At 68.6% G+C, this 26,211-nt stretch carries 18 protein-coding genes and 1 pseudogene; 3 read left to right on the top strand and 16 right to left on the bottom strand.

Features of this window, described 5'->3' with window-relative positions; translation table 11 throughout:
* Positions 1-33: 33 nt before the first annotated feature.
* From BQ8420_RS21745 to BQ8420_RS21705, 9 genes and pseudogenes are all read right to left on the bottom strand, one after another.
* Positions 34-4,908 (bottom strand): NAD-glutamate dehydrogenase, encoded by a 4,875-nt coding sequence (locus tag BQ8420_RS21745; protein WP_087100997.1) that lies wholly within the window; start codon positions 4,906-4,908, stop codon positions 34-36.
* Between the two features lie 515 nt (positions 4,909-5,423).
* Positions 5,424-6,119 carry an HAD family hydrolase gene (locus tag BQ8420_RS21740; RefSeq protein WP_087100996.1) on the bottom strand — a complete coding sequence of 232 codons (696 nt, stop codon included), beginning with the start codon at positions 6,117-6,119 and terminating at the stop codon, positions 5,424-5,426.
* A 182-nt stretch (positions 6,120-6,301) separates the two neighbouring features.
* A complete protein-coding gene (locus BQ8420_RS21735; RefSeq protein ID WP_087100995.1) occupies positions 6,302-6,760 on the bottom strand; it encodes a DUF6912 family protein in 459 nt (152 codons plus the stop codon).
* A 90-nt stretch (positions 6,761-6,850) separates the two neighbouring features.
* Positions 6,851-7,510: an HAD family phosphatase gene (locus BQ8420_RS21730; RefSeq protein WP_087100994.1), complete on the bottom strand. Its 660-nt coding sequence runs from the start codon at positions 7,508-7,510 to the stop codon at positions 6,851-6,853.
* A 148-nt stretch (positions 7,511-7,658) separates the two neighbouring features.
* Entirely contained in the window at positions 7,659-9,332 is a 1,674-nt protein-coding gene (locus tag BQ8420_RS21725) for a glycoside hydrolase family 3 protein (RefSeq protein ID WP_087100993.1), read from the bottom strand.
* Between the two features lie 128 nt (positions 9,333-9,460).
* Positions 9,461-9,955, bottom strand: coding sequence for a PTS glucose transporter subunit IIA (locus BQ8420_RS21720; protein WP_087100992.1), 495 nt, complete (start codon positions 9,953-9,955; stop codon positions 9,461-9,463).
* A 142-nt stretch (positions 9,956-10,097) separates the two neighbouring features.
* Positions 10,098-10,346 (bottom strand): annotated as a pseudogene (locus tag BQ8420_RS21715) (glucose PTS transporter subunit EIIB); the annotation flags it as partial.
* Positions 10,347-10,489: 143 nt separating this feature from the next.
* Positions 10,490-11,977 carry a PTS transporter subunit EIIC gene (locus tag BQ8420_RS21710; protein WP_143847448.1) on the bottom strand — a complete coding sequence of 496 codons (1,488 nt, stop codon included), beginning with the start codon at positions 11,975-11,977 and terminating at the stop codon, positions 10,490-10,492.
* Between the two features lie 44 nt (positions 11,978-12,021).
* Entirely contained in the window at positions 12,022-12,759 is a 738-nt protein-coding gene (locus BQ8420_RS21705; RefSeq protein WP_087100990.1) for a GntR family transcriptional regulator, read from the bottom strand.
* Between the two features lie 273 nt (positions 12,760-13,032).
* On the opposite strand from BQ8420_RS21705, the gene BQ8420_RS21700 reads away from it, so the two are divergent.
* The gene (locus BQ8420_RS21700; protein ID WP_087100989.1) at positions 13,033-14,076 is read left to right on the top strand and encodes an SIS domain-containing protein; all 1,044 of its coding nucleotides are present in this window, start codon (positions 13,033-13,035) and stop codon (positions 14,074-14,076) included.
* 76 nt (positions 14,077-14,152) lie between these two features.
* Here BQ8420_RS21700 and BQ8420_RS21695 read toward each other — a convergent pair whose 3' ends face one another.
* Positions 14,153-14,770, bottom strand: a complete 618-nt coding sequence (locus BQ8420_RS21695; RefSeq protein ID WP_087100988.1) for a LysE family translocator — start codon at positions 14,768-14,770, stop codon at positions 14,153-14,155.
* A gap of 115 nt (positions 14,771-14,885) precedes the next feature.
* Between BQ8420_RS21695 and BQ8420_RS21690 the strand changes: the two genes are divergently transcribed.
* Positions 14,886-15,338, top strand: coding sequence for an Lrp/AsnC family transcriptional regulator (locus BQ8420_RS21690; RefSeq protein WP_087100987.1), 453 nt, complete (start codon positions 14,886-14,888; stop codon positions 15,336-15,338).
* Between the two features lie 87 nt (positions 15,339-15,425).
* Here BQ8420_RS21690 and secA read toward each other — a convergent pair whose 3' ends face one another.
* On the bottom strand, positions 15,426-18,266 hold the full coding sequence (secA, locus tag BQ8420_RS21685; protein WP_087100986.1) for a preprotein translocase subunit SecA: 2,841 nt from the start codon (positions 18,264-18,266) through the stop codon (positions 15,426-15,428).
* Positions 18,267-18,594: 328 nt separating this feature from the next.
* Here secA and BQ8420_RS21680 point away from each other — a divergent pair, with 328 nt between their 5' ends.
* Positions 18,595-19,152 carry a hypothetical protein gene (locus tag BQ8420_RS21680; RefSeq protein ID WP_143847446.1) on the top strand — a complete coding sequence of 186 codons (558 nt, stop codon included), beginning with the start codon at positions 18,595-18,597 and terminating at the stop codon, positions 19,150-19,152.
* A 135-nt stretch (positions 19,153-19,287) separates the two neighbouring features.
* On the opposite strand, the gene hpf is transcribed toward BQ8420_RS21680, so the two are convergent.
* The 5 genes from hpf to mtrA all read right to left on the bottom strand — a co-directional run bounded on the left by hpf (position 19,288) and on the right by mtrA (position 26,132).
* A complete protein-coding gene (hpf, locus tag BQ8420_RS21675; RefSeq protein ID WP_087100985.1) occupies positions 19,288-19,959 on the bottom strand; it encodes a ribosome hibernation-promoting factor, HPF/YfiA family in 672 nt (223 codons plus the stop codon).
* Between the two features lie 858 nt (positions 19,960-20,817).
* Complete coding sequence (locus BQ8420_RS21670) at positions 20,818-21,618, bottom strand: ComF family protein (RefSeq protein ID WP_087100984.1); 801 nt, start codon at positions 21,616-21,618, stop codon at positions 20,818-20,820.
* Positions 21,619-21,728: 110 nt separating this feature from the next.
* Positions 21,729-23,606 (bottom strand): LpqB family beta-propeller domain-containing protein, encoded by a 1,878-nt coding sequence (locus BQ8420_RS21665; RefSeq protein WP_235006408.1) that lies wholly within the window; start codon positions 23,604-23,606, stop codon positions 21,729-21,731.
* Positions 23,607-23,674: 68 nt separating this feature from the next.
* Positions 23,675-25,438 carry an MtrAB system histidine kinase MtrB gene (gene mtrB, locus BQ8420_RS21660; RefSeq protein ID WP_087100983.1) on the bottom strand — a complete coding sequence of 588 codons (1,764 nt, stop codon included), beginning with the start codon at positions 25,436-25,438 and terminating at the stop codon, positions 23,675-23,677.
* Between the two features lie 16 nt (positions 25,439-25,454).
* On the bottom strand, positions 25,455-26,132 hold the full coding sequence (gene mtrA, locus BQ8420_RS21655) for an MtrAB system response regulator MtrA (RefSeq protein ID WP_087100982.1): 678 nt from the start codon (positions 26,130-26,132) through the stop codon (positions 25,455-25,457).
* Between the last annotated feature and the right edge of the window lie 79 nt (positions 26,133-26,211).

The following is a 26,211-nucleotide window of genomic DNA, read 5'->3' as shown; positions in this document are numbered from 1 at the left end:
CCGGACGGTGCGGGGCCCGCTCGGGACACTTCCCTAGATGATCAGGGAACGGATGGAGCGCAGGGCCACGGACAGGGTGGCCAGGTCGAAGCGTTCGTTCTCCTGGATCTCCGACAGGGTGATCCCGGCCCGCTCCACGGCCTTCTCGTTCTCCTTCGCCCAGTCGGAGATGAGCTCACCGCCGGAGGCGGAACCACCGGACTCCAGGACCCGGGCGGTCAGGTCGGCGTGCGCGGCGTACAGGTCGTCGCGCAAGGCCCCTCGGGCCATGGTCGCCCAGCGGTCGTCGCGCGGCAGGTCGATGATCCGCTCACGCCACCAGCTGAGGTTGAACCGGTCGGCCAGTTCGAAGTAGAGCGCGGCCACCTCGCCGACCGGGCGGCCGGTGCGGTGCGCGATCTCCACCAGGTCCAGGGTGGAGTAGGCGGGCACCATGACCGCGATGCGTTCGGCGAGCCCGGTGGGCACCCCGTGGGAGACGTACCGGTCGCGGCGCTCCTCGAACGCCTCCCGGTCCCGGCCGCGCAGCAGGTCGACCAGCTGCGGCAGCACCTCGCCCACACCCTCGGCGAAGAAGCCGATCTCGGTGCTGATGTCGAACGGGAAACTCCGGTTGCGCAGCAGCCACCGGGTGGAACGCTCGGCGAGCTTGCGGGCTTCCAGCGACAGGACGAGTTGGCTGTCCACGGAGATCTCGTGGTCGAGTTCCTCGATCTCGCTCCACAGCCCCCGCAGCCCGAGCACCTCCTGGACCACCAGGTAGGCCCGGGCGATGTCGGCGGCGCTGGAACCCAGCTCCTCGTTGAGACGGAACGCGTAGGTGATCCCGGACCGGTTGACCAACTGGTTGGTCACCTGGTTGACGATGATCTCCTTGCGCAGCGGGTGCGCCGCCACCTCGTCGGCGAAACCCTCCGCGCGCAGCGGCGTCGGGAAGTAGCCGGTCAGGGTCGGCGCCAGGTAGGGGTCGTCGGCCAGGTCCGAGAGAGCGATCTGTTCCTTGAGGCTCATCTTGGTGTAGGAGAGCAGCGTGGCGAACTCGGGGCCGGTCAACCCCTTGCCCGCGGCGCGGCGCTCGGCGATCGCCTTGTCGGAGGGCAGGTCCTCCAGCTTGCGCTTGAGGACCTTGGTGCGCTCCAGGTGACGCATGTAACGGCCGTGGACGTGCAACATCTCGTAGCTCTGCTTGCGCGCGGCGGCCAGCACCGTGTTCTGGGCGTAGTTGTTGTCCAGGACCAGCGAGGCGACCTCGTCGGTCATGTCGATGAACAGCCGGTCGCGCTCGTCCTTGTCGAGCTCACCCGCCCGCACCTCGCGGTCGAGCATGATCTTGATGTTGACCTCGTGGTCGGAGGTGTCCACACCGGCGGAGTTGTCGATGAAGTCGGCGTTGAGCCGGCCGCCGTTGCGGGCGAACTCGATCCGCGCGGGCTGGGTCATGCCCAGGTTGCCGCCCTCGCCGATCACCTTCACCCGCAGGTCCGTCCCGTTCACGCGCACCGGGTCGTTGGCCTTGTCGCCGACCTCCGCGTGGCTCTGGGAGCTCGCCTTGACGTAGGTGCCGATGCCGCCGTTCCACAGCAGGTCCATCGGCGAGGTGAGGACGCGTTGGATGAGCTCGTCCGGGGTGAGTTCGGTGACGCCCTCGTCGATGCCCAGGACCTCACGGACCTGTGGAGTGACCGGGACCGACTTGGCCGTACGCGGGTGCACGCCGCCGCCCTCGGAGATCAGGTCGGCGGAGTAGTCCTCCCAGGTGCTGCGCGGCAGGTTGTACAGACGCTCCCGCTCGACCCAGGAGGTGTGCGGGTCGGGGGCGGGGTCGAGGAAGACGTGCCGGTGGTCGAAGGCCGCCACGAGTTTGATCCGCTTCGACAGCAGCATGCCGTTGCCGAACACGTCACCGGACATGTCGCCGATGCCGACGGCGGTGAAGGGCTCTTCCTGGACGTTCACGCCCATCTCGCGGAAGTGGTACTTGACCGATTCCCAACCACCGCGCGCGGTGATGCCCATGCCCTTGTGGTCGTAGCCCACCGAACCACCGCTGGCGAAGGCGTCGCCGAGCCAGAAGCCGCGTTCGGCGGAGATGCCGTTGGCGATGTCGGAGAAGGACGCGGTGCCCTTGTCCGCGGCCACCACCAGGTAGGAATCCTCACCATCGTGCCGAACGGTGCGCTCGGGGTGGACGAGTCGTCCGTCGACGAGGTTGTCGGTGATGTCCAGCAGGGCGCTGATGAACTGCTTGTAGCAGGAGACGACCTCGGCCATCACCTCCTCACGGCCACCGCCCGAGGGCAGGCGTTTGCAGACGAACCCGCCCTTGGCGCCGGCGGGCACGATGATGGAGTTCTTCACCATCTGGGCCTTGACCAGGCCGAGGACCTCGGTGCGGAAGTCCTCGAAGCGGTCGGACCAGCGCAGACCACCGCGGGCGACGGTTCCGAAGCGCAGGTGGACGCCCTCCACCCTCGGCGAGTAGACGTACATTTCGAGCCGGGGACGCGGCTGGGGCAGGTCCGGGATCTGCTGCGGGTTGAGCTTGAACACCAGCCGTTCCTCGGAACCGTGCTGGTAGTGGTTGGTGCGCAGGGTGGCCTGGATGACGGCGAGGAACGAGCGCAGGATGCGGTCGTGGTCCAGGCTGGCCACGCCCTCCAGTTCGGCCTCGATCTTGGCGACCAACGTGTCGGCGCGCTCGGTACGGCCCTCGTCGGGCCGATCCGGGTCGAAGCGGGCCTCGAAGAGCCGCATCAGCAGGTCGGTGACCCCGGCGTTGGCGACGAGGACATCGGCCAGGTAGTCCGGGGTGAAGGTGGATCCGGTCTGGCGCAGGTACTTGCCGTAGGCGCGCAGGACGGTGAGTTGGCGCCAGTCGAGTCCGGCCCGGGCCACCAGGGCGTTGATGCGGTCGGATTCGGCCCGGTTGCGCCAGGAGGCGTCGAAGGCCTCCTCGAAGAGCGCCCTCAGGCGCTCGGGGGAGAGATCCGAGACGGGGAACGCCCCGAGCCCGAAGTCGTAGATCCAGATCCTGCCCACGCCCTCCACTTCGAGGGAGTAGGGGCGTTCGTCCACCACCTCGACGCCGAGGTGTTCCAGGACCGGCAGAACGCGGGAGAGCGAGAGGGGCTCGTCCAGACGGACCAGGCGGAACCGCCAGGCGGAGTCGTCCCTCTCGTCGTCCCGGTAGAGCGCGGCGGAGAACTCGCCACTGCGCTCGGCGGCCGGGACCCGCTTCAGGAGGTCCTCGATGCGCTCGATGTCCTTGGCCGCGGTGACCGGGCTGTTGTCGACCTTGTAGGCCTCGGTGAGGCTGGCGCCGTAGCGCTCCTTCAAGCCGGTGGCGCGGGTGGGTCCGAACTCGTCCACGAGCGCGTCGTCGAAGTCGACGTCCCAGGACCTGGCGGCCTCGCGGACCTTCTCCTCCAGGGCGACCTGGTCGATGTCGGCGAGGGTCTGTCCGTGCTCGGCCCGCGCGACCAGGTACAGGCGCGCCAGCGGCGCGGCGCCGATCATCACGTTGTGGTCCATCGTGGCGCCTTGGAAGGCGTCGGTGAGGACGTTCTGGATGTCCAGGCGCACCCGGGTGCTGTACTGGTCGCGCGGCATGTACACGAAGCAGGACATGTACCGGCCGCCGTAGGGGTCGCGGCGCATGAACAGCTTGGTGCCACGGCGTTCGCGCAGGCGCAGCACGCCCCGGACGATGCTGTAGAGCTCCCCGACGGGGATCTGCAGGAGCTCCTCGCGGGGGAAGGTCTCCAGGAGCTCGATGACGTCCTTGCCATTGTGGCTGTCGGCGTCGAACCCGGCCCGGGAGAGGACCTCGGCCTGCTTGCGGCGCAGGATGGGGATCTCGCCGATGCCCATGGTCTCGGCCTGGGAGGTGAACAGGCCGAGGAAGCGGCGCTCACCGATGATGCTGCCCTGGGCGTCGAACTTCTTGACGCCGATGTAGTCGAGGTACTTGGGGCGGTGGACGGTGGCCCGGGAGTTGGCCTTGGTGAGGACCAGGATGTAGGGCTCGCGGGCCTTGGCGCGGATCTCCGGCGGCAGGGCCGCGAAGCCGGTGGAGGACGGCGAGTCCATGCGCAGGAGGCCCAACCCGGTGCCGGGCTCCGGACGCAGGGAGTCGTCCCCGTTCTCGTCGGTGACCAGGGAGTACTCGCGGTACCCCATGAAGGTGAAGTGACGGTTCTCGATCCAGCGCAGGAAGTCGACGCTCTCGTCGGCCTCGCGGGGGTCGACGCCTCCGGCGGCCAACCGGTCGGGGTGGGCGGAGAGCTCGTCGGCGATCCGGGCGACCCGGTCGCTCATCTTGGCGGAGTCCTCGTCCACCTGGCGGACATCGCCGAGGACGGTCTCCAGACGTGAGGTGATCTCCTTGACGCGCTCCGGATCGCTCTGCCGGTCGATCTCGATGTGCATCCAGGACTCGTCGATGGGCAGCAGGCCGTCGCCACCGGCCTCCGGGTCGACCTCGATCAGGTGGCCGGAGAGGTCGCGCCCGACGGTCATCTGGGGGTGGATGACGGCGCGAACGCCCGCACCGAGATCGGCGAGGGCCATGGTCACCGACGAAACGAGGAAGGGCGCGTTGTCGGTGATCACCTCGACGACACTGGACTGCTGCTCCCACCCGTCACGTTCGAGGTCGGGGGTGTAGACGCGGACCTTGGCGCGCCCGGGGGTGCGCTCGGCGCCGAAGGAACGGTGCGCCTCCGCGGTTCCGCAGATCTGTTCGGGGGAACGGCCGCTGATCTCCTCAGGGTCCGTGTGGCGGTAGTAGAGGGGAAGGAAGCGGCGGACCGTGTCGGCGGCCTCGGGACTCAGACGAGTCCCCGGTTTCCACCGAGAGGCCGCGTCTTTGAGCAGCTTCTGGAGAATGACGTCGGATTGCCCGGACATAGGGATCTCTCACTCCTTTGTGAGCAGCGTCGGACGAGCGTCGCGAAGAACAGCCGATCATGTGACGTGTCGGTCGGTCGCCCCACCGAACCGTCGGATCCGTGAACTTCTGCGCTGGGTTGTGAGTTCTCGTGAACCCTTCGGGCGCAAGGGGCCCGAAGCCGTCGTGGTCGGGTCGCCACCTGCGCGCAGGTGGCGTGAAGCGAGGCCGGAACTCCGTTGTTCCCACCTCAAGGGACCCCGCGGACGGGAACCCGGCCCCCACCGTAGCGGGGCCCCGACCAGGCTACTGGGTTTCGTCGCCGAGAACAGAACCGACACCGTTACACGGTGGTTACCGTTGCTGTGGACGGAATTGCGGTGGTTCACACCAGCGCACAAACGGGACACGACCTTCTCTCCGACGATGCTCGCTGTCGTTATGGAGACGTTACCCCGGATTGACGTTCCGGGGGTCGATCGGGGCCGGGACGATCGGGACGACCTGTGGCTCCGAGCCGATCGCGGAACACGCCCTAACGGGTGGTGGCCTGGTGCACGGCGGTCATCACGGCCCGAGGGTCGCTCAGGTCGGGCAGGACGATCTGCGCCCCGGCGTCCCGCAGCTGCCCCTCGGTGGACGAGTCGCTGAGCACCGCGATGGGGGTGGCCCCACCGATCAGCGCGGCCCGTACGTCCGGGACGGAGCCGGCGATGAACACCGTCTCCTCCTCCGTGTAGGCCCGCCCGCCCTCGCCCGAGGCGTGCAGGCGGATGGACTGGATCAGGCTCGCCTTGGGGTAGTTGACCGAGCCGAACCCGCCCACGGCCAGGTTGAGGTAGGTGTCCAGGCCGAAGGCCACCAGCTTGGCGGTGGCGTTGACCCGGGTGCTGCCACTGACCACCGTCTGGAGGGTGTCGGGCATGGACGCCACCGCGGCCAACGACGCCGAGGCACCGGGCAGGGCCCGGCCCTTGGCCAGCAGTTGGTCGCCACGGGAGGCGAACGCCGTCTCCAGGGCGGCCAGGAATTCGGCCAGCGTCTCGGTGTCGGGTTCGAGGTCGACGTAGTTGCGGGCACAGAACTCGAAGAACATCTCCGAGTCGGTGCGGCCCGCGGCCGACGTCAGGTAGACCAGCGGTTCACCGGTGACCTTCTCGAAGGCCTCCGCGTAGGCGACCCGCGTGACCTGACCGACGTCGAGGAGGGTGAGGTCGATGTTCCATAGCACCAGGCGGCTGATGGCTTACTCCTCGGCGTTCGGGGGTTCGGGACGCATCCATTGTGCCGGATGGCCGCATAACAGGGGAAACCGCGTCCGGCTCCGGCCAGAGCGCCCTGTGGACCAGGGCCCCGGTGAACGGACCACGGTGGTGCGGCCGGCGCCCGCCGGGCTCGGCCGTCACCCGCGGGTCACCCGTGGGAGCCCTCGACCAGGTAGCGGATCTCCTGGACGGCGAACCACAACAGCTCGTGGTCGTCGGCCGCGCCGGACCCGGGGTCCTCGATCGCCTTCGCGACGTCCGTGACGGCTCGCTCATCGTCCACGTGCGCCGACTTCAGCTTCTTGTAGGGGATGGTGGCCCGGACGCTCACCCGGGCCACGCCGTCGTCGTGACGGGCCTCGTGTTCGACGACGTGGTCGGGCATCTCCGCGGTCAGGACCACGCGACGGCGAGGGGCGTCGGGGGTGGCGGCCAACAACCGCAGCGACTCCTCGGCGGCCGCGTGCATGGCCTCGTACTCGACCTCCTCGGGGTCGCCGTCCGGCCCCGGGTCGGCTGTGAAGGCGGTCAGGGGTTCACCCTCCAAGCGCCCCTCGTCGAGAAGGGCCGCCAGGGCGGGGACGGTGCTGGGCAGGAAGACGTACATCGAGACTCCAAGGCGCGATCGGGTTCACCACGAGTTTCCCAAAGAACCCGAGGTGACCGGACCCGTGCCCGCCCCCGTTCCCATCGTGGATCAGGCCGGTTGGTGCTCGTGGTCGCCCTCGGGGGTGAGGAAGCGGTCCAGCGCCGCTCGGGTGCTGTCCACGTCCGTGTGCAGGATGCCGGTCATGCCGAGGGACTCGGCCGTGGTGACGTTGTGTTCGAGGTCGTCGATGAAGACGCACTCCTCGGGCGCGAGTCCCAACCGTTCACAGGTGTGCAGGTAGATGCGCTCCTCGGGCTTGCGCATGCCCACCTCACCGGAGATGACGACGGTGTCGAAGGTGGCCGAGAAGCGCTCACGCGGGTAGCCGTTCCCCCACGAGTTGGACAGCAGCGCCGTGGCGTGCCCGCCCGTCCGGGCCGAGAGGAGCGTTTCGTACATGGGGTGGATCGGTTCGAACCGGGAGAACATCCGGTGGATGAGCCCCTCGGCCTCGATCGGGCCACCGTGGGTGGAGCGCAACAGCGCGGCCAGGTCACGTTCGAACTCGGCGGTGTCGATCTCGCCTCGTTCGAGGGCGTGCACGGGGTTTTCGGCCAGGCTGCCGTCGAAGTAGGGCCGCGTGACCTCGTAGTAGTGGTCGATGTCGATCCGGTCGGACAGGAGCCAGGCCCGGATCCCGTCGGGCAGTGGCGGGGTGAGCACGCCGCCCCAGTCGGAGATGACCCCTCGTCGGGTGGTGCGGTTCATCCGATCGCCTCCTCAGGTGAGCCGTAGGAACCACCCGCCCGACTCCTCCGTGATCCGAGGGGCCGGGCGGGCAACCGTTCTTCCCGTTCCCCGCCCGGTTCAATCTCGCGGACGGAGCGGAGCATCCCGAGGACTCCGTCGGCGGGCCTCAGTAACCGAGACCCGTGCCGGCGCTCACGTCCGCGCCGGGGATGTCCACCGGAAGCTCGCCCGACGGGGAGACCTCTCCGGTGATGACCTTGGCCGCGGCCGCTCGGGAGACCTCCACCGCCGAGTACAGGGCGAGGTAACCCTCGACCTCGGGGAAGGCTTCCAGGTCGTAGGGGCCGCCCTGGGACACCGCCACGACCGGGGTGCCCGCGCCCTGCGCCGCGGAGACCAGGCCCTGCTGTTCGGTGGAGCCGCCGGCGCCCTCCGTGCCCACGACGAGCACCTCCTCGCCGCCGTCCACGACCTCCAGGCCCGCGTCGGACAGGGCCGGGGCCAGACTTTCGGAGCCCACCCCCGCCACCCGCACCTTGGTGCCCTCCGCGAGCGGCAGGAGGTCGCCCACGTTCTGCACGAGGGTCACCGACGCCTCGGCCACCCGACGGGCGGCCTCGGCGTGCTCGGGGGCCTCCATGACCGCGGCGGCCGCGGTGGGGTCGACCGGGTCGGCCTCCAGGATCCCGCGCTTCTCCTTGAGGGTCAGAACCCGCAGCACCGACTCGTCGATGCGCTCCTCGCTCAATCGACCGCTCTCGACGGCCTCGCGGATCGCGGAGACCGCCGCGCCCGGGTCCGGCGGCATGAGGAGCTGGTCCACGCCCGCCTCGATCACACGGACCGCGACCTCCCCGTCGTCGTGGCGCTGACGCACGCCCTCCATGTTGAGGGCGTCGGTGGTGACGACCCCGTCGTAGCCGAGCTCGTCGCGCAGGATCCCGTCGATGATCGCCGGTGAGAGCGTGGCCGGGTCCGGGTCCTCGGAACCGTCCAGCTGCGGCATGAGCACGTGGGCGGTCATGATCGAGTCCACCCCCGCCTCCACCGCGGCCCGGAACGGCGGCAGGTGCTCGGCCTCCCACTGGTCCCGGGGCAGGTCGATGACGGGCAGCCCGGTGTGGCTGTCCACGTCGGTGTCGCCATGCCCGGGGAAGTGCTTGGCGACCGGCACCACACCGCTCTCGGCGTAGGCACCCGCCTCGGCCAGCACCATCTCCGACACCTTGTCCGGGTCGGAGCCGAACGAACGGATGCCGATCACCGGGTTGTTCGGGTCGGTGTTGACGTCGGCGTCCGGGGCGTAGTTGAGGTTGATGCCCACCGCGGCCAGCTCGGTGGCGGTGGTGGTGGCGCGCAGGGCCGCGAGTTCGGTGTCGCCGGTGGCCCCGACCGCCATCGCGTCGGGGAAGTGCGTGCCCACCGGCATGCGCACGACCCGGCCCTGTTCCTGGTCGATGCCGAGGAACAGGGGAATTCCCTGGCCCTGTTCAGCGGCCATCTCCTGGACCCCCGCCGACAGTTCCGCGATCTGTTCGGCGTCGCTCAGGTTGGCGTCGAAGTAGATGAGCCCGCCGGGGTTGTAGGACTCGATCAGCTGTGCGTTGTCCGCGGCCGTGGTGCCCTGGGCGGTGAGGACCATCAGCTGGCCGATCTTGTCGTCCAGGTCCATTCCGGCCAGGAGTTCGGGGGCCAGGACCGGTTCGAAGGGCTCGGCCGAGGCCTCCGGTGACGGTTCGTTCTCTTCGGGCGAGGGTCCCACCTCCTCGGGTGTCGTGGTGCAGGCGGTGATCATCAGGGCGAGGCCTGCGCAGACCGGGGCCAGGGCGTGCGGTTTCATGTGGGGTGTCATCTCCGACGGATCGCTTGGTGCGGCCGGAGAATACCCTGTCGAGCGTGGTGTCCGTGCTCACCCCGCCGTGGGCCGGGTGCGGTCTCGGATCATTCGGTGCGGCGGGTGGTCAGGATCTAAGCCGGGGTCCACACGAAGAGTTCGTCTCCGGCGGCGACGGCGCCGTTCACGCTCTCGCTCAGTGCGTCGGCGCCGGCGTCGAGCGCGACCACCGGCACCACGGAGGGTTTGCCCAGGGAGGCGACCAGCCCCGGTGACCACTCGATCACCGGGGTGCCCGCCGTGACCTCGGAACCTTCCGCGACGAGGAGGTCGAACCCCTCCCCCGCGAGTTGCACGGTGTCGATGCCCAGGTGGACCAGGACACCGCGTCTGTTGTCCGGAGCCATGACCACGAAGGCATGGGGATGGAGCTTGACCAGGGTCCCGTCGATGGGGGCCACCGCCTCCTGTCGGGCCTCCTGGCCGCCCTCCTGACCTGGTTCGGGGTGCACGGCCAACCCGGGGCCGACCATGCTCTGGGAGAACACCGGATCGGGTACGGACTCCAGGGACATCGCCGTCCCCGGGACGGGGGAAAGTACGCGCAGCGCACTACTGTGGTCTGACATGGAGGAGATCTTCCCTACGGACGCGACTTAATCCAGGATCACACCGACCAAAAGGGCCTAAGGGCCCTTGTTTTCTCCCCCCACCTCATCCGACCCGATCCGACGGTCTCCCCGGCGGTTGTTCCGGTGCTCGGACCAGGGCTTACTCCAGCAGGTCCTGGATGTCGTCGGTGAGGCTGTCGGCCTCGGGCCCGACGACGACCTGGACGACCCTGCCGGAGACCAACACCCCGTGCGCGCCCGCCGCCTTCAGGGCCTCTTCCTTCACCAGCCCCGGGTCGGCCACTTCGGTACGCAACCGGGTGATGCAGGCCTCGATGTCCTCGATGTTGGCCGCTCCGCCCAACCCGGCGACGATCGCCTCAGCCTTGTTGGCCATGTACCCCTCCGCGCTCTGCTCTCGCGTGCCCGACGGGCACGTTCACGAATCTGAGCCGAGCTTAGAAGGTGAGCGACCGCACACGCCAGGGCCGACGCCGACCGGTGCCCGGCGAAAGTCCCCCGGGCACCGGTCGGCGGGGTCGGTCGGTGGGGTCAGTCGGCGGGGTCCTTACCGGTCCCGGTCGATCCACCGTCCCCCTTCGGTCCGCTCGTCCCGGCACGGTTCTCCTCGTCGGCCGCCGAGGTGGTGTGCGCGGCGACGTTCTCCTCCGGATCGGTCTCCCGACCCGGGGTGGGGATGTTCAACTTCTTGATCAGCAGGTAGAAGATCCCGAAGTAGACCAGGAAGTACAGCACCCCGAACAACAGCAGGATGCCCAACCCTTCCGTGTTGCCCTTGGTGGCGTTGAGCAACAGGTCGATCAGACCCGCGGAGAAGCCGAAGCCCAACTGCACGTCCAGCGCGTTCAGCACGGCCATGGAGATACCGGTGAGCACGATGTGCACACCGAACAGCAGCGGGGCCACGAAGATGAACGCGAACTCCACCGGTTCGGTGATGCCCGTGACGAACGCGGTCAGCGCGGCCGGGATCATGATCGAACCGATCTGGGCCCGGCGGGCCGGGGACGCCGTCAACCACATGGCCAGAGCCGCACCCGGGAGACCGAACATCAGTACGGGGAAGAACCCGGACAGCAGGCCGCCGGCGTCGGGGTCGCCCGCGAAGTAACGGGTGATCTCACCGTGGGAGACACTTCCGTCGTCCGCCGTGTAGCTGCCCGAGACGAACCAGATGAACGAGTTCACCACGTGGTGCAGGCCCATCGGCAGCAGGATGCGGTTGATGATCCCGTAGATGCCGGCGCCCAACGCGCCCGCGCCGATGATGGTCTCGCCCAGGTTCTGGATCCACGTGCCGACGATCGGCCAGATCAGGCCGAGGGCCACGCCCAGGAGCAGGCCGGCCAGGGCGGTGATGATGGGCACGAAGCGGCGACCGCCGAAGAAACCGAGCCAGGTGGGCAGTTTGATCCGGTGGTAGCGCTGCCAGAGCACGGCGGCGATCAGACCGATGGCGATGCCGCCGAGCACGTCGGTGGGGTTCTTGACCGCGTGGTCGATCATCGGGGCGACCGCGTTGACCGACTCGGGATCGGTGACGGGTTCCCGGGTGACCGGGTCGATCGCCAACGGATAGGCGGTGACCTGCGAACCCAGATCGCCCTGGGGTCCGTCGAAGGTGGCCATCGTCCAGGTCGAGACCCGGTCGAAGACCAGGTAGCCGACGACCGCGGCCAGCGCGGTGGAACCGTCGGCGCGCTTGGCGAAACCGATCGCCACACCGATGGCGAAGAGCAGCGGCAGCGCCTGGAAGATGGCGTCACCGGCGGTGCCCACTGCCCCGGAGACCGGGTTCATCCAGGACATGCCCGGCAGCCCACCGAGCCCCTCGGCGCCGAGTAGATCGTCCTGGCCGAGGCGGAGCAGGATCGCGGCGGCGGGCAGGACCGCGATCGGCATCATCAGGCTGCGGCCGAGGCGTTGGAGGAGGGCCAGCGCGGACGAACCGCGTTTATCCCCTCCCCCGGTACCACCGGATGGTTTCGGTGGGGTGTTGGCGGCTGTTGGGTCCGACATGGCGGGGGGCCTCCCTTAGCGGCGCGCCGACGGGCGCGGGGGTGTCAGTCGCCGTGTCGCCGCGGGTCCAACCTGGAGTGCAGCTGGTAGCGGTCGGCACGGTAGGTGGACAGTGCAAGTTCCACGCACTGTCCCTTGGCGAAGCTGCGGCGCTGCATGATCAGCACCGGGCTTCCAGCGGGCAGACCGAGGAGACGGGAGTCGGCCGAGTCGCAGATCCCGGCCTCGATGGTCTGTTCTCCGGAATCCAACAGGATGTCGAACTCGTTTTCCAGAACCTCGTAGAGAGATCTCTCGGCGAGGTCGTAGTCCTCCAACCCCGGCACCATCGCGGCCGGGATGTTGGAGCGTTCCACCGCCATGGGTTCATCGTCCGCGGTACGCATGCGTTCGATGTGGTGGACGAGGGTGCCGGGACCGATGTCGAGCATGCGCGCGGTGTGGCCGCTGGCCGGGATGACCTGGCGGATGAGTTCGCGGGCGCCCGGTTCGAAGCCGCGGGCCCGCATGTCCTCGCTGTAGGAGGCCAGGACCAGGGACATCTCGATCTTGGGGCGGGCGACGAAGGTGCCCTTGCCGGGGACCCGGTAGATCTTGCCCTCGGCGACCAGGAGGTCGATGGTCTGGCGCACCGTCATCCGGGACAGGCCGTAGACCGCGCTGAGCTCACGTTCGGAGGGGATCATGTCGTCCACGCCCAGCCCGGTCGACGTGATCCGGTCCAACAGCAGCTCGCGCAGTTGCACGTACTTCGGCATGGGGTTGGTGGGATCGATCGACATGGGCGACCTTCTGTTCTGCGGTCGGGGGTCGGCGTGGAAAGACCCTAACTCGCGACCCGCCTCCGCATTCGGGCTTCTCCGGGCAATTCATCTCTGACTGGTATAGTCCGGACTAGACCATAGCCTTCGACTCCGTGTCAATCCATTGCCGGCGACGTCGAGGCGGGCGCGGAACCAGCGGAACCACGGGTTCCTCGCCGTTCACCGATCTTCGGTGCGGCACCCGACGCCCGTCCAGGGCGACCCGCACACACCCTGGGAAGGTTGTTGCACATGACCACCACGACGAGCGTGATGCGAGCGGAGATCGCCGAGCAGCCCGATGCTCTGCGCCGCACCTTCGCCGAACTCCTCCCCCTGCGCGGGGAGATCGAGGCGCTGGGCCGTCGCACCAAACACGTCCTGTTCATCGCACGCGGTTCCTCCGACAACGCCGCCGTCTACGGCGGCTACCTGCTTCAGGCCCACACCGGCCGTCTGGCCACCCTCGGCTCCCCGTCCATCGCGACCGAGTACGGGGCGAAGGTCGACCTGTCCGACGTCCTGGCCGTGGCCATCTCCCAGTCCGGCAAGACCGAGGAGATCGTCGAGACCATGCGGTGGGCCGCGAGCTGCGGAGCCCGGACCCTGGCCGTCACCAACGGCGCCGACTCGCCGCTCGCCACGGAGTCCGACGTCGCCCTGGTCACCCGGGCGGGCAACGAGCTGGCCGTGCCCGCCACCAAGACCTACAATTCCCAGCTCGCCGCCCTCGCCGTGCTGGCCCTGGGACTGGGCGCCGACCTGGATCCCGGCGAACTGGACCTGGTGCCCCAGGGTATCGAGGAGACCCTGGCCGCGCCCACGGACGCCCTGGAGGAGATCGTCGAACGGATGGTCGCCGTGCAGGGCATGGTGGTCTCCGGACGCGGCATGGTCTACTCCACCGCCTTGGAGGCCGCTCTGAAACTCAAGGAGGCCTGCTACCTGCACGCGATGGGGTTGTCCTACGCCGACCTGCTGCACGGGCCCATCGCGGTCCTGGGCCCGCGCACTCCGACGCTCCTGGTCGCTTCCTCCAGCGGTCCGACCCTTCAGGGCACGGTCGCCCTCGCCGAGCGGGCCCGCTCGGCGGGTTCCCCGGTGTTCGGTTTCGGCGGTGGCAAGGCGTTGGCCGCCGCCAGTGATCTTTCGGTGGACGTCCCGGACGTACCCGAGTGGGTCTCGCCGATGAACCTCATCGTCCCCGCCCAACTGCTCACCGAGCATCTGGCCCGGCGACTGGGCTACGACCCCGACGTTCCCCGCGGACTCAACAAGGTCACCCAGACCGGCTAGGTTCCTCGGCTCCGGGCCGCCCACGTGCCCGGAGCCGCCGCCCTCGCCCCCGCCCCCGGCATGGGCGTGCCCGGGGTCAGAGCAGGCGCCCCGCCATCAGCCCCACGCCGATGAGCACCATCGCGGCCCCGGAGACCCTGGTGACCACGCGGGCGACCGCGGGCCTGGCCCCCAGCACCTGGCGGGCGAGCACTCCCACCCCCAGGTAGACCACTCCGCAACTGACGGTGTGCACGAGCCCCAAGGTGCCGATCTGCGCGGCCATCGGCCAGCCGCCTTCCGGGTCGGTGAACTGCGGCAGCAGCGCGAGGAAGAGCAGCAACGCCTTGGGGTTGAGACCGCTCACCCCCGTGCCGGTCACCATGCGCGCCACCCACGTTCCGGAGCCCTCGTCTGAGGAACCCGCGCCGGGCACCGACGGACGCGCCAAGGTGGCCACCCCCAACCAGACCAGGTAGAGGGCGCCCAGCACCGTCAGCCCGGTGAGGACGGCCGGGGTACGTGCGACCAACGCGGCGACCCCCGCGGCCACCACCCCGGTGAGCACCACGTAGCCGGTCAGCAGCCCGCCCACCGCCGGCAGCACCGAGCGGTCCCGCAGCCCGGCGGCGATCGCGTAGGCCCAATCGGCCCCCGGCACCAGGATCAGCAGGACGGACACCGTCCAGAACGCCGCCACCGAACCCGCGTCCACAGCGGACCCCCCTTTTCCCCGAAACAGCAGCTCAGGGGGAAGAGTAGCCGGAAACGCACCGAATATGGTTCCACTATTTGCGTCGGAGCCGGGATCACGTGGAAGAATCTTCTACATGGACATCGTCGATCGAAAGATCCTTGCCGAGCTCCAAGAGGACGGTCGGCTGAGCATCACCGAACTCGCCAACCGCGTCGGTCTGAGCGTCTCTCCCTGTCACCGTCGCCTCCGTGAACTGGAACGTTCCGGGGTGATCAGCGGCTACCGGGCGGTGGTGGACGCGGAGGCGGTCGGCCTCGGGTTCCAGGCCCTGGTGTTCATCACCATGCGACAAGGGGACCGCAATACCGTCGCCGCGTTCGAGGAGGCGGTGGCGACCATCCCCCAGGTGGTCAGCGCGGAACGACTGTTCGGCGACCCCGACTACCTCCTGCGCGTGGTCGGTGCCGACCTCGCGGCCTTCCGCGCCCTCTACGACGAGGACCTGGCCACCCTCCCCGGGGTTCGGAACCTGAGCTCGACCCTGGTCATGAAACACATCGTCCAGGAACGCCCCCTGCCCACCTGAGGGCGTCCGGGCACCGGACACGCGTGTGGGCGCGGCCCCCTCGGGGAACCGCGCCCACGCGCTCGATCACTGTTCGGGAACCACCGGCTACTTGACCGAGGCGTCCCCGTGGCACTTCTTGAACTTCTTGCCGGAGCCGCAGGGGCAGGGCGCGTTGCGCGCGGTGCCCGCGTACTCGTCGTTGGCCTCGCTGTGCCGCTCGACCGTGCCGTCCTCGCTGGGAGCCGAGTACTGGAGCCGGCTGGGCCGGTCCTCGCCGAAGCCCGGGACCACGACGTCCTCGGCCGGAGCCTCGGTGTCGGGGGCCTCCGCCTCGGCGGCCTCCTCGTCCTCCGCCACCGCGGTGGCGACGGCGGTCGCGCTCGCGGACCCGCCGACCGTCGCGGCGGTCTGCGCGGCGGCGGTGGCGGTGAGGCTCGGCTCGGCCTTCTTCTGCACCTGGACCTCGACGTTGAAGAGGAAGCCGACCGACTCCTCCTTGATGGCCGCCAGCATCTCCTGGAACATGTCGAAGCCTTCGCGCTGGAACTCGATCAGCGGGTTGCGCTGTGCCATCGCGCGCAGGCCGATGCCCTCCTGGAGATAGTCCATCTCGTAGAGGTGCTCACGCCACTTGCGGTCCATCACCTGCAGGATGACGCGGCGCTCGACCTCACGCATGGCGTCCTCGCCCAGCTCCGACTCGCGGGTGTCGTAGGCGCTCTTGGCGTCCTCGACCACGCTGTCGGCGATGAGCTCCTTGGTCAGCGTGTGGATGTCACCGTTCTCCTCGACGAACTCGTCGACGGTGAAGCTGATCGGGTAGACCTGCTTGAACGCCCGCCAGAGCCGGTCGAGGTCCCACTCGTCGGCGTCGCCGCGGGCGGTCTCCTCGGTGACGTAACCGCGGAGCACCCCCTCCAGCATCTCGATGACCTGCTCGCGCAGGTTCTGGCCTTCCAGGACCTTGTGGCGCTCGGCGTAGATCACCTTGCGCTGGCGGTTGAGGACCTCGTCGTACTTGAGGACGTTCTTACGGATCTCGAAGTTCTGCGACTCGACCTGACCCTGGGCGGAGGCGATCGCCTTGCTCACCATGCCGGACTCGATCGGCTGGTCGTCCGGGATGTTCAGCTGGTTCATGAACACCTCCAGACGGCTGGAGTTGAACAGACGCAGCAGGTCGTCCTGGAGCGACAGGTAGAAGCGGGACATGCCCGGGTCACCCTGACGGCCGGAACGACCGCGGAGCTGGTTGTCGATCCGGCGCGACTCATGGCGTTCGGTGCCGAGCACGTACAGACCGCCGGCCTCGACGACCTTCTCGTGCTCGTCCTCGAACTCGGCCTTGGCCTTCTCCAGGGCGTCCGGCCAGGCCTCCTCGTACTCCTCCGGGGTCTCCAGCGGGCTCAGGCCACGGTCCTGGAGTTTCTCGTCGGCGAGGAAGTCGGGGTTACCGCCGAGCATGATGTCGGTACCGCGACCGGCCATGTTGGTGGCGACGGTGACGCCGCCGAGTTTGCCGGCCCGGGCGATGATCGAGGCCTCACGAGCGTGGTTCTTCGCGTTGAGGACCTCGTGCGGGACACCCTCGCGCTTGAGCATCCGGGACAGCAGCTCGGACTTCTCCACGCTGGTGGTACCGACGAGGACGGGCTGGCCCTCCTCGTGACGCTCGGCGATGTCCTCGGCCAGGGCCTGGAACTTGGCGTCCTCGTGCTTGTAGACGACGTCCTTGACGTCCTCACGGATCATCGGCTTGTTGGTGGGGATGGGCACCACGCCGACGCCGTAGGTCTGGGTGAACTCCGCCGCCTCGGTCTGGGCGGTACCGGTCATGCCGGCGAGCTTCTCGTAGAGGCGGAAGTAGTTCTGGAGCGTGACCTTGGCGAGAGTCTGGTTCTCGTCCTTGATCTTGACGCGTTCCTTGGCCTCGATGGCCTGGTGCATGCCCTCGTTGTAGCGACGTCCCGCCAGGACACGACCGGTGAACTCGTCGACGATGAGGACCTCACCGTCCTTGACGATGTACTCCTTGTCCTTGCGGTACAACTCCTTGGCCTTGAGGGAGTTGTTGAGGAAGCTGATCAGCGGGGTGTTGACGGCCTCGTAGAGGTTGTCGATACCCAGCAGGTCCTCGACCTTGGCCACACCGGCCTCGGTGATGCCGACGGTGCGCTTCTTCTCGTCGACCTCGTAGTCGTCGTCCTGCTTCAGGCGCGGGGCGATCTTGGCGAACTCGGAATACCAGCGAGAGTTCTGCTCGGAAGGACCGCTGATGATGAGCGGGGTACGCGCCTCGTCGATGAGGATGGAGTCGACCTCGTCGACCAGGGCGAAGTAGTGCTCGCGCTGGACCGTGTCCTTGAGGGACAGCGCCATGTTGTCGCGCAGGTAGTCGAAACCGAACTCGTTGTTGGTCCCGTAGGTGATGTCGGCCTGGTAGGCCTGGCGGCGCGCGGCCGCGCTCATCTGCGGACCCACCACGTCGACCTCAAGCCCGAGGAACTGGTAGACGCGGCCCATGTTCTGGGCGTCGCGTCGGGCGAGGTAGTCGTTGGTGGTGATGACGTGCACACCCTTGCCCGCGAGGGCGTTGAGGTACACCGCGAGGGTCCCGGTCAGGGTCTTGCCCTCACCGGTCTTCATCTCGGCGATGTTGCCCAGGTGCAGGGCGGCACCACCCATGACCTGGACGTCGAAGTGACGCTGGCCCAGAGTGCGCTTGGCCGCCTCACGGACGGTCGCGAAAGCCTCCGGCAGGAGATCGTCCAGGGACTCGCCGTCTTCGTGGCGTTCCTTGTACTCCTGCGTCAGGGCCCGCAGTTCGTCGTCGCTGAGATCGACGAAGTCATCCTCTAGGAGGTTGACCTGGTCCTTGAATTTCTTGAGCCGGCGCAGGATCTTTCCTTCACCCGCGCGCAGGAGCTTATCGAGTATGCCTGGCACTTCCTATGCGCTCCTCGCAGATCGCGGTCGTCTCCACCTACGGTGGAGGGTCAGATCTTGGCCCGCTGACCGCACTTGTTCTCATGTGGGAGGTCAGGGGAGAATCCTGGGTCCTCGGGCCTACATCCTAGAGGACCCGACCCGCTCCCCGTCCTACCGACAAACGAGTGGGACGGGGGTGGATGTTCCCGCCCTTTTCACGATGTTCGTGCAGACTCGCGCATTTCTTCGGGTAGTGCAATGGGTACAGGGTGTTCCGAACGCGGGTTCGTGCCCGCACGTTCCCGCGAAGACACCCGGACGGAAAGGCGCTACCGAGGGAGGAGCCATGCGAGCCGGCAAGAAGCACGCGGGATCCACCGCACGGGACTTCGAGAACGAACGTCCACCGGGCCCCCGAACCCCGGCCGACGCGATCGAGTCCGCGGTCGAGAAGCCACACGGGACGCGCTCACGCCCCGCTGAGGAGGACGACCCCGCGCTCGCCTGGGAGCACCACCACCCGAGCGACGACGAACAGAAGCGCCGAGGGCGCATCCGAGGGTTCCAACGTCAAGGCGGCGCGTTGGCGCCGAGCAACGGGCACCGCGGCAGCGCGGCCTCATGGGTCGTCGTGGCGCTCGCCTGCGTGGGGTTCGCCCTGGGTGGTCTGGCGATCGCCCTGGGCGGTTCCCTGTGGCTGTTGGTGGTGGCCGGTCTGCTGATGCTGGCGGCGCTGGTCGTGGCGGTGTCCTGCGACATCCTCTCCGACGTGGTGCTGGACCCGCCCCGTGTGGAATCGGAGGAACCGCACCAGACGCCGTTGCACCGCATCAAGCAGGCGGATGAGGAAGAGCGACCCGAGGGTTCCGACGGTTCCAAGGGAGTCGAAGGCTCCGCGGGCTAGTCACCGTCTCGAAGGTCCGGAGAGGCGATGCTTCGGACCTTCGCTCAGGAACGCGGCGGGCCCGTCCGGGCCCGCCGCGACCGCTACGTCCCCACCCCCGGTATCACCGGTTCCGGGAGCGAGGCCGGAATTCTTTTAGTCGACCAGTCGCAGGACTCCGTAGTCGAAGCCCTTCCTGCGGTAGACGACGCTCGGGGTGTCCTTGACTTCGTCGTGGAAGAGGTAGAAGTCGTGGCCGATCAGCTCCATCTCCATCAACGCCTGGTCGATGCTCATCGGCTTGGCCCGGTGGTACTTCTCCCGAACGATCACGGGAGCGTCCCCTTGGGTGTCGAGTTCGACGAACTCGTCGGAGAAGCGACCGTCGACCGCGAGGCCGTCGATCTCCTCATCCCCACTGCGCTGCGCAGGGGGCGCCGTTTCACCGATCGGGGCGAGTGAGGGCAGGTCTCCAGGGAGGTCGGCGGTCGCGGCCGCCACGGAGACGGGAGTGCGATTGCCGCGGTGCACCTTGCGGCGGTCCGCGGACTTGCGAAGACGGGCCTCGATCTTGTCGAGGGCGAGGTCGAGGGCTCCGTGACGGTCCACGGACGCGGCCTCACTCCTGATGGTCGGGCCGTCGGAGTGGATGGTCAGTTCAACCCGCTCGCGAACATCGGCGAGCTTGGGGTTGCGCTCCTGGGACACCTCCACATCGACGCTCATGCCCTTGCGCTCCCACTTGGAGAGCCTGTCGAGCTTGGTCTCGACGTGCTCTCGGAACTTCTCACTCACACCGGTGCGTCGACCCTTGACGATGATGTCCATAGGACCCCCTTCATCGCATGGCCGCCGTGAAGGCGACGGCCAGGCTGGCTCTGCTCCCTCCCCGGGTAGGGAGGGGTGTGACGCGTCGGCCCCCTTCCGTCGGCGGCGCGAGCCGGTGTACGGCCCGCTTGGAAGTGCGTATACCCATCCGGGGCAGGGTCATCACCCGCCCTGAGAACATGATTGTCCGGGGTAGGTGAGCTGCGAATAAGGACCTTCTCCAGGTTTGGGCCATGTGTGGGCAAGACGCCTGGAACGGTCATGGAAATCCGTAGCGGGAAGAGTGCCCTGACCCCGGTGAAGGACCTGACGTGAACGTCGGTACGGTCGAAGCGATGGGTGTCGGGACCGGCGGGACCACCGCGCTCGTGGGGCACCACGAGGAGCGCGAGGAATCGGGCCCCGGGTAGGGAACGGCAGGGGGCCCACGTCCACGGGGTTCTCACCCCGGACACGTCGGACCCCCGCACGTCGGTATGCCACCCGTCCGGCCGACCTGGTCTTCGTCCCCACATCCGCCTGCTGAGAGTGTCGCCGCTCTTGATCGCGACTACTGCTCTTCTCCCTGTCATGAGGGACATCGGGACCCTCCGCGGGGCAGGACTTACCTCTAAGGCGCACCGTGATCGGTCGACGAAAAGTCGCCTTACGTGGGCCGTTTCGCCTGCGCCTGGCATCGGCTTGCCGGAGGAGCTCCCCGGTGTTCCCGGAGGCTCAGAGATTCCGACGCAACCACGGACCCGGACGGGTGCCATACCTGGACCGTAACCTGTCCAGGCCCGTATGTCAGGTGGAGAACGGACCGTCGACCCGACGACCAGGCCCGCAAAGCCTTACGGAAAGGCACCTTTCGCCTGTTCAGGGACGTTTGTAAAACCTTGGTCTCCGGACATTACCGGTGCCCGAAGTCGCCCCCTCCGACGCGCGTCCCCGTTCCGCCGACACGACCGCGCCCACGACCCGGGCGCCCTCCGCCCGCAGGGCACGGGCCGCCTCCGTGAGCGTCGCCCCGGTGGTGAGGACGTCGTCCACGACCACGACCGGCCGGTCGACCAGTTCGACCCGGCCTCCGTGTTCGAACGTCGCGTGTGGGCGGATCACGAACACGCCTGCCCGGTTGGTCAGACGTCGCGCCCGCCCCAGCCCCACCTGACGTCCGGCCGGGTGTCGGTACCTCAGGACGGGTGCCGTCCCGGCCGTGCCCGAGGGCCCCGCGCCGCGGGCGCACTCCCGCGCCAGCCGTGCCACCCGACCGCTTCCCGCTCTGGTGCCCCAGCGTCCCGGGACCGGGACGAGCAGCACGTCCGGCCCGGACCACCCCGAAGCCCGCAGTGTCCTGGCGAGCCTCTCCCCCAGCACACCGGCCAGCCGCCCGTCCCCGTGTTCCTTGTAGGCGAGCAGGACCCGGCGTTCCCGTCCCGCGTGCCCGCCCGCCGCCCAGGTCGGTGGGCAGCCCGGCCGTGGCACGCAGGGTCGCGGCCCATGGGCCAGCAGTGTCCGACAGTCGGGACACAGCGGCCCGTGAGGCGCCGAGCAACCCGCGCAACGCTGTGGCAGCAGGAGGTCGAGGAGTGCGGTGAGGAGGGCCGACAGGTGGCCTCGGAGCCCGGACAGCAGGCCCGGAGACCACCCTCGGGAGGGTGCGCCGTCGTGGTCCATGTCCTCAAGGGTGCGGGGTCGGAGCCCACTTCACCAGAGCCGATTTCGCGCCTGTGGACAACCCCGCGCCCGGCCATTGCCGAGGCGTGTTCGTCCACGTGGTCCGCGGCTCAACCCGGGAAGGTCGGCGATCCGCCCTCGACGACGTTCTGCCAGTTCAAGGGGTCGTTCGAAGCCCAGATGTTGCCGTCGTCGGAGCCGGCGAGCAGCGGCTGTCCAGGTGCTCCGGAGATGGTGACCATGCCCGCGGCGGGGGTGCCCGCGCTGGCCGCGGGGGTGCCGCCGTCCAACGCCACCAGCATCGCCTGGTGCGTGCCACCGTCCCTGCTGCCCAGCACCACCAGTTGGTCGCTGGAGCGCCATGCGACCGCGGTGACGTCCTCCACCTCTTGGGCGAGGGTGATGAACTCGCCCACGGAGACCTGACCGTCCCGGTCGTCGACCACTCGGCCGACCTTGAGCGCGCGCTCACCGTCCTGCTCCGTGATGACCGCGGCGCGTGCGCCGTCCCGGGAGATGCGGAAACTCACCAGGGAGTGGTCGCGCAAGCCGCTCACCTGGGCTCGGACCACTTCGTCACCGTCGCGGAGCAGCCACAGGGTGCTGTCGCCCGGTTCGGGTGGTTCCTCGGCCCCCGAACCGCTGAGGTTCGGGTCTCCTTCGGCCTCCCGACCGGCACCCTCGTCCTCTTCCTCGTCGTCCTCGTCCTCGTCGGGGGTCTCCTCCACCACCCAGAGGTTGTTGTCGATGTCCCAGGACAGGTCGGTGAACAGGCCCTCGTCGAGGACCTCCCGGGTTCGGGCGCCCGGGTCGGCGAGACTGGTGACGACCTCGCTCCCACCGAGGGTGATGCCGGCGATGGTGCTCTGGTCGAGAGAGACCGCGAACCGGTCCAACTGCAGGTCACCGCGGCCGAGCGGTCCGGGGACCGGTTCGGCGTCGCCGAAGTTCTCGGCGGTCCAGTCGGAGGCCGACCACAGCTGCCCCGCCTGGGTGTAGTAGCCGCGGATGTCGGCGGACGTCGCACCGGGGCTCACCCTCGACCACAGGTCGCTGCCGGGGCGCGGCCGGTCGGCGCTCTCCCCGTCGGAGTCGGGGAACGCGACCTCCTCACCGTTGACCTTGAGGGTGAACTCCTGGACCTCGGGTAGTTGGCGCAGTGTCCAGGCGATCTGGGCCGCCATGTCGTACTCGTCGATCTCGGCGATACCGCTGACGTTGATCACGGCGTGCTCGGAGTCGACCTCCAGACGGGTGACGGCCTCTTCCGGGAACGCGGAGGACACCGCGGGAGCGAGCCAGTCCGTGGGACCGGCGATGAGCTTGCGGAGCAGACGCTCGGCCAGTTGGTCGGGGCTCACGGGCAGGTAGACCGGGTCGGGGACCAGGGCCGTGCGCTCGGAGTTGAAGTAGTAGAGGTTGAACGGGCGGTGGGTGCGTTCGATGTCGAGCGCACTGAGCAGCAGCTCGTCGGGCAGGTCCTGGATCCGCCATTCGCCCTCGGGGTCGCCGTCCTCCCTGACCAGGGTGAACGTCTCCTCCAGGAGGGTGGCCGGGGACTGGGTGGGGACGTACTTGCCGCTCTCGTCGATGGTCGCCACCTGGTTGCTGCGTACCAGGACGTTGGCGGTGAGGCCGTCGTCGCTGATCTCGGCGTCGAAGTCGGCGGCGTCGAGGTCGTTGAACACGCTCACCGCGCCGTTGGGGGACCACGTCTCGGCGGTCTCGGACTGCATGTAGCTGCGCGCCGCCTTGTGGTCCTCCTCGAAGCTGCCCATGTCCTTGAGGAAGCCGTCGACCAGTCCTTCGGGGGCCACCCCGGGCTGCGGGCCCGCGGGCAGCAGTCGCACGTAGCCGTCATAGGGGTCGCCGGAGACGTCGCCGCCCTCACCGGGGACGACCGGTCCGGTCATGGGGACGGTCGCGCACGCCGCGAGGGTCACGCAGGCGAGCGCGGCGGCGGCGAAGCCGCGCGCGGACCGGGACAGCCCCTGCCGGGGCCGTACGCCCGGGGAGAGCGCTCGCGGGAACGACGCGACCCTTCGTGCCTTCTGGCTCACGAGACCTCCTCGTCTTCGGTGCCACCGCGCACCTTGGCGGACGGTTCGCCCAAGGAGGTGAAGTTACGGCCCAGGGCGATCTCCGGCGGCACCAGCGGCAACGGGGAACCACGCAGCTCGGTACCGGAGCGTCGGGGCAGGGACAGCCGGAACTGGGAGCCCTGGCCCGGCATGCCCCACGCCTGGAGCCAACCGCCGTGCAGGACGGCGTCCTCCTTGGCGATGGGCAACCCGAGCCCGGTGCCTCCGGTGGTGCGCACCCGGGAATAGTCGGCCCGCCAGAAGCGGTCGAAGCACAGGTGCTCCTCCCCCTCCTTCAGACCCACCCCGTAGTCGCGGACGGTCACCGCGATGGCGTCGCGGTCACCTGCCGCGGCCACCACGACGTCGCGCCCCTCGCTGTGCTCGATGGCGTTGACCACCAGGTTGCGCAGGATGCGGTTGATGCGCCGGGTGTCGAACTCGGCCATGCAGGGGTCGGCGGGCAGCCGCAGGATCACCTTGATGCCGCGGCGTTCGGCGATCTGCTCGGCGTCGCCGACCGCCTTCATCACCGAGTCGCGAAGGTCGGAGGACTCGATGCCCAGGGTGGCCGCGCCCGCGTCGTGCCGGCTGATCTCCAGAAGATCCGAAAGCAGTTCCTCGAAGCGTTCCACCTGGCTCTGGAGCAGTTCCACGGAACGCCGGTGGGAGCCATCGAGCGTTTCTCGATCGTCGAAGAGCAGGTCACCGGCCATACGGATGGTGGTGAGCGGGGTGCGCAGTTCGTGTGAGACATCGGAGACGAACTGGCGCTGCACCTTGGACAGCTCCTCCAGCTCCTGGATCTTCTCCTGGAGGTTGCCGGCCATGTCGTTGAAGGACATCGCGAGCCGGGCGAGGTCGTCCTCGCCCCGCACGGTCATGCGTTCGGCGAGGTCGCCGGAGGCGAGCCGTTCGGCCGACAGCGCCGCGGACCGGATCGGGGTGACCACCATTCGGGTGACCATGAACGCGATGAGTCCGAGGAGGATCACGAGCAGGGCGCCGACGAGCGCGACCGTGTTCTGGACCAGGTCCAGGATCTCCTGCTCGTGTTGGAGCGGGAACACGTAGTAGAGCTCGTAGGCGTGGGTGAGTTGGGCGCCCACGACCAGGGCGGGTTCGATGGAACCGTCCTCGGTCTCGATCCGCGTGTACGTGTGGTACTGCTGATCGGGCACTTCGGAGTGGCGGACCTGCTCGACCAGGCGTTCGGGCACGCTCTCCTGGACGGTGTCCTCGTCGACGGTCGCCCAGCCGCGTTCGTCGCTGACCGAAGGCAGCACGATGACGCCGTACAGCCCGGTCTCACCGCTGCGGCTGGTCAGCTCGCGCGCGAGGTCGTTGAGCAGGCGGTCGCGGTCGCTGGTCTCGTTCTCCTGCAACTCCGCCACGGCGTAGCTGAGGCCGGCGCGGTGGTCGTTGACCGCCCCGTTCACCTTGGCCTCCAACAGCCCGCCGCGGACCTCGGAGATCAGCACGTAGCTCAGTCCCACCAGGACGAGCATGGACAGGAGCAGGGTCGTGCTGATGACCCGTAGGTACAGCGAACGGCGCCAGTTGCTGTGCACCCCGCGCACCAGTGCGCGCGCGGCGCGCTGGGCGAGGAGGTAGGCACGGGTCAGGCCCGAGTTGGATTCACTCGGAGCGTCCTCGGAAGCGGGCAGCCCTGAGGAGGGGACCGGCCGATCCCCTTCGGGGTCGGCCTGTCGCCCCTCCTCGGGTTCGGACACGGTCATGGGGATCTCGGTCGGATCAGGCGGTACCGGCCTTGTAGCCGACGCCGCGTACGGTCACGACGACCTCGGGGTGTTCGGGGTCCTTCTCGATCTTGGCGCGCAGCCGCTGCACGTGCACGTTGACCAGGCGCGTGTCGGCGGCGTGTCGGTAACCCCAGACCTGTTCGAGCAGCACCTCGCGGGTGAACACCTGACGCGGCTTGCGGGCCAGGGCGACCAGCAGGTCGAATTCGAGCGGGGTGAGGCTGATCTGCTCGCCGTCCCGGCGCACCGCGTGCCCGGCGACGTCGATGTTGATGTCGCCGATCTGCAGGACCTCGGGGGCGGGCTCCTCGGTGCGGCGCAGACGCACGCGCACGCGGGCCACCAACTCCTTGGGCTTGAAGGGCTTGACGATGTAGTCGTCGGCCCCCGATTCAAGTCCCAGCACGACGTCGACGGTGTCGCTCTTGGCGGTGAGCATGACGATGGGCACCCCGGACTCGGTGCGGATCTGACGGCACACGTCGATGCCGTCGGCCCCGGGGAGCATCAGGTCGAGGAGGACCAGGTCAGGCTTGGTCTCGCGGAAGGCTTCCATGGCCTTGTCCCCGTCGTGGACGAACGAGGGCTCGAACCCCTCACCCCGGAGTACGATCCCCAGCATCTCGGCGAGGGCGAGGTCATCGTCGACAACCAGTACACGTCCCTTCATCGGTGTGTCCGGCGCCGTCGGGCCTGCGTCGCCTCAGGGGCGACGCGGGATTTCGGCGCCTACTCCTCTCTCCTGGAAC

This window comes from Nocardiopsis sp. JB363, assembly GCF_900143625.1.
Taxonomy (GTDB): Bacteria; Actinomycetota; Actinomycetes; order Streptosporangiales; family Streptosporangiaceae; genus Nocardiopsis.
Note: the sequence above shows the minus strand (reverse complement) of the source record. Positions and strands in the feature narration are given on the sequence as shown.

What these genes read in the sequence shown, in the direction of transcription:
- BQ8420_RS21745 (WP_087100997.1), bottom strand. Translation starts at nt 4,908, where the DNA reads ATGTCCGGGCAATCCGACGTCATTCTCCAGAAGCTGCTCAAAGACGCG.
- BQ8420_RS21735 (WP_087100995.1), bottom strand. Translation starts at nt 6,760, where the DNA reads ATGTACGTCTTCCTGCCCAGCACCGTCCCCGCCCTGGCGGCCCTTCTC.
- BQ8420_RS21730 (WP_087100994.1), bottom strand. Translation starts at nt 7,510, where the DNA reads ATGAACCGCACCACCCGACGAGGGGTCATCTCCGACTGGGGCGGCGTG.
- BQ8420_RS21725 (WP_087100993.1), bottom strand. Translation starts at nt 9,332, where the DNA reads ATGAAACCGCACGCCCTGGCCCCGGTCTGCGCAGGCCTCGCCCTGATG.
- BQ8420_RS21720 (WP_087100992.1), bottom strand. Translation starts at nt 9,955, where the DNA reads ATGTCAGACCACAGTAGTGCGCTGCGCGTACTTTCCCCCGTCCCGGGG.
- BQ8420_RS21710 (WP_143847448.1), bottom strand. Translation starts at nt 11,977, where the DNA reads ATGTCGGACCCAACAGCCGCCAACACCCCACCGAAACCATCCGGTGGT.
- BQ8420_RS21705 (WP_087100990.1), bottom strand. Translation starts at nt 12,759, where the DNA reads ATGTCGATCGATCCCACCAACCCCATGCCGAAGTACGTGCAACTGCGC.
- BQ8420_RS21700 (WP_087100989.1), top strand. Translation starts at nt 13,033, where the DNA reads ATGACCACCACGACGAGCGTGATGCGAGCGGAGATCGCCGAGCAGCCC.
- BQ8420_RS21690 (WP_087100987.1), top strand. Translation starts at nt 14,886, where the DNA reads ATGGACATCGTCGATCGAAAGATCCTTGCCGAGCTCCAAGAGGACGGT.
- BQ8420_RS21680 (WP_143847446.1), top strand. Translation starts at nt 18,595, where the DNA reads ATGCGAGCCGGCAAGAAGCACGCGGGATCCACCGCACGGGACTTCGAG.
- hpf (WP_087100985.1), bottom strand. Translation starts at nt 19,959, where the DNA reads ATGGACATCATCGTCAAGGGTCGACGCACCGGTGTGAGTGAGAAGTTC.
- BQ8420_RS21670 (WP_087100984.1), bottom strand. Translation starts at nt 21,618, where the DNA reads ATGGACCACGACGGCGCACCCTCCCGAGGGTGGTCTCCGGGCCTGCTG.
- mtrB (WP_087100983.1), bottom strand. Translation starts at nt 25,438, where the DNA reads ATGACCGTGTCCGAACCCGAGGAGGGGCGACAGGCCGACCCCGAAGGG.
- mtrA (WP_087100982.1), bottom strand. Translation starts at nt 26,132, where the DNA reads ATGAAGGGACGTGTACTGGTTGTCGACGATGACCTCGCCCTCGCCGAG.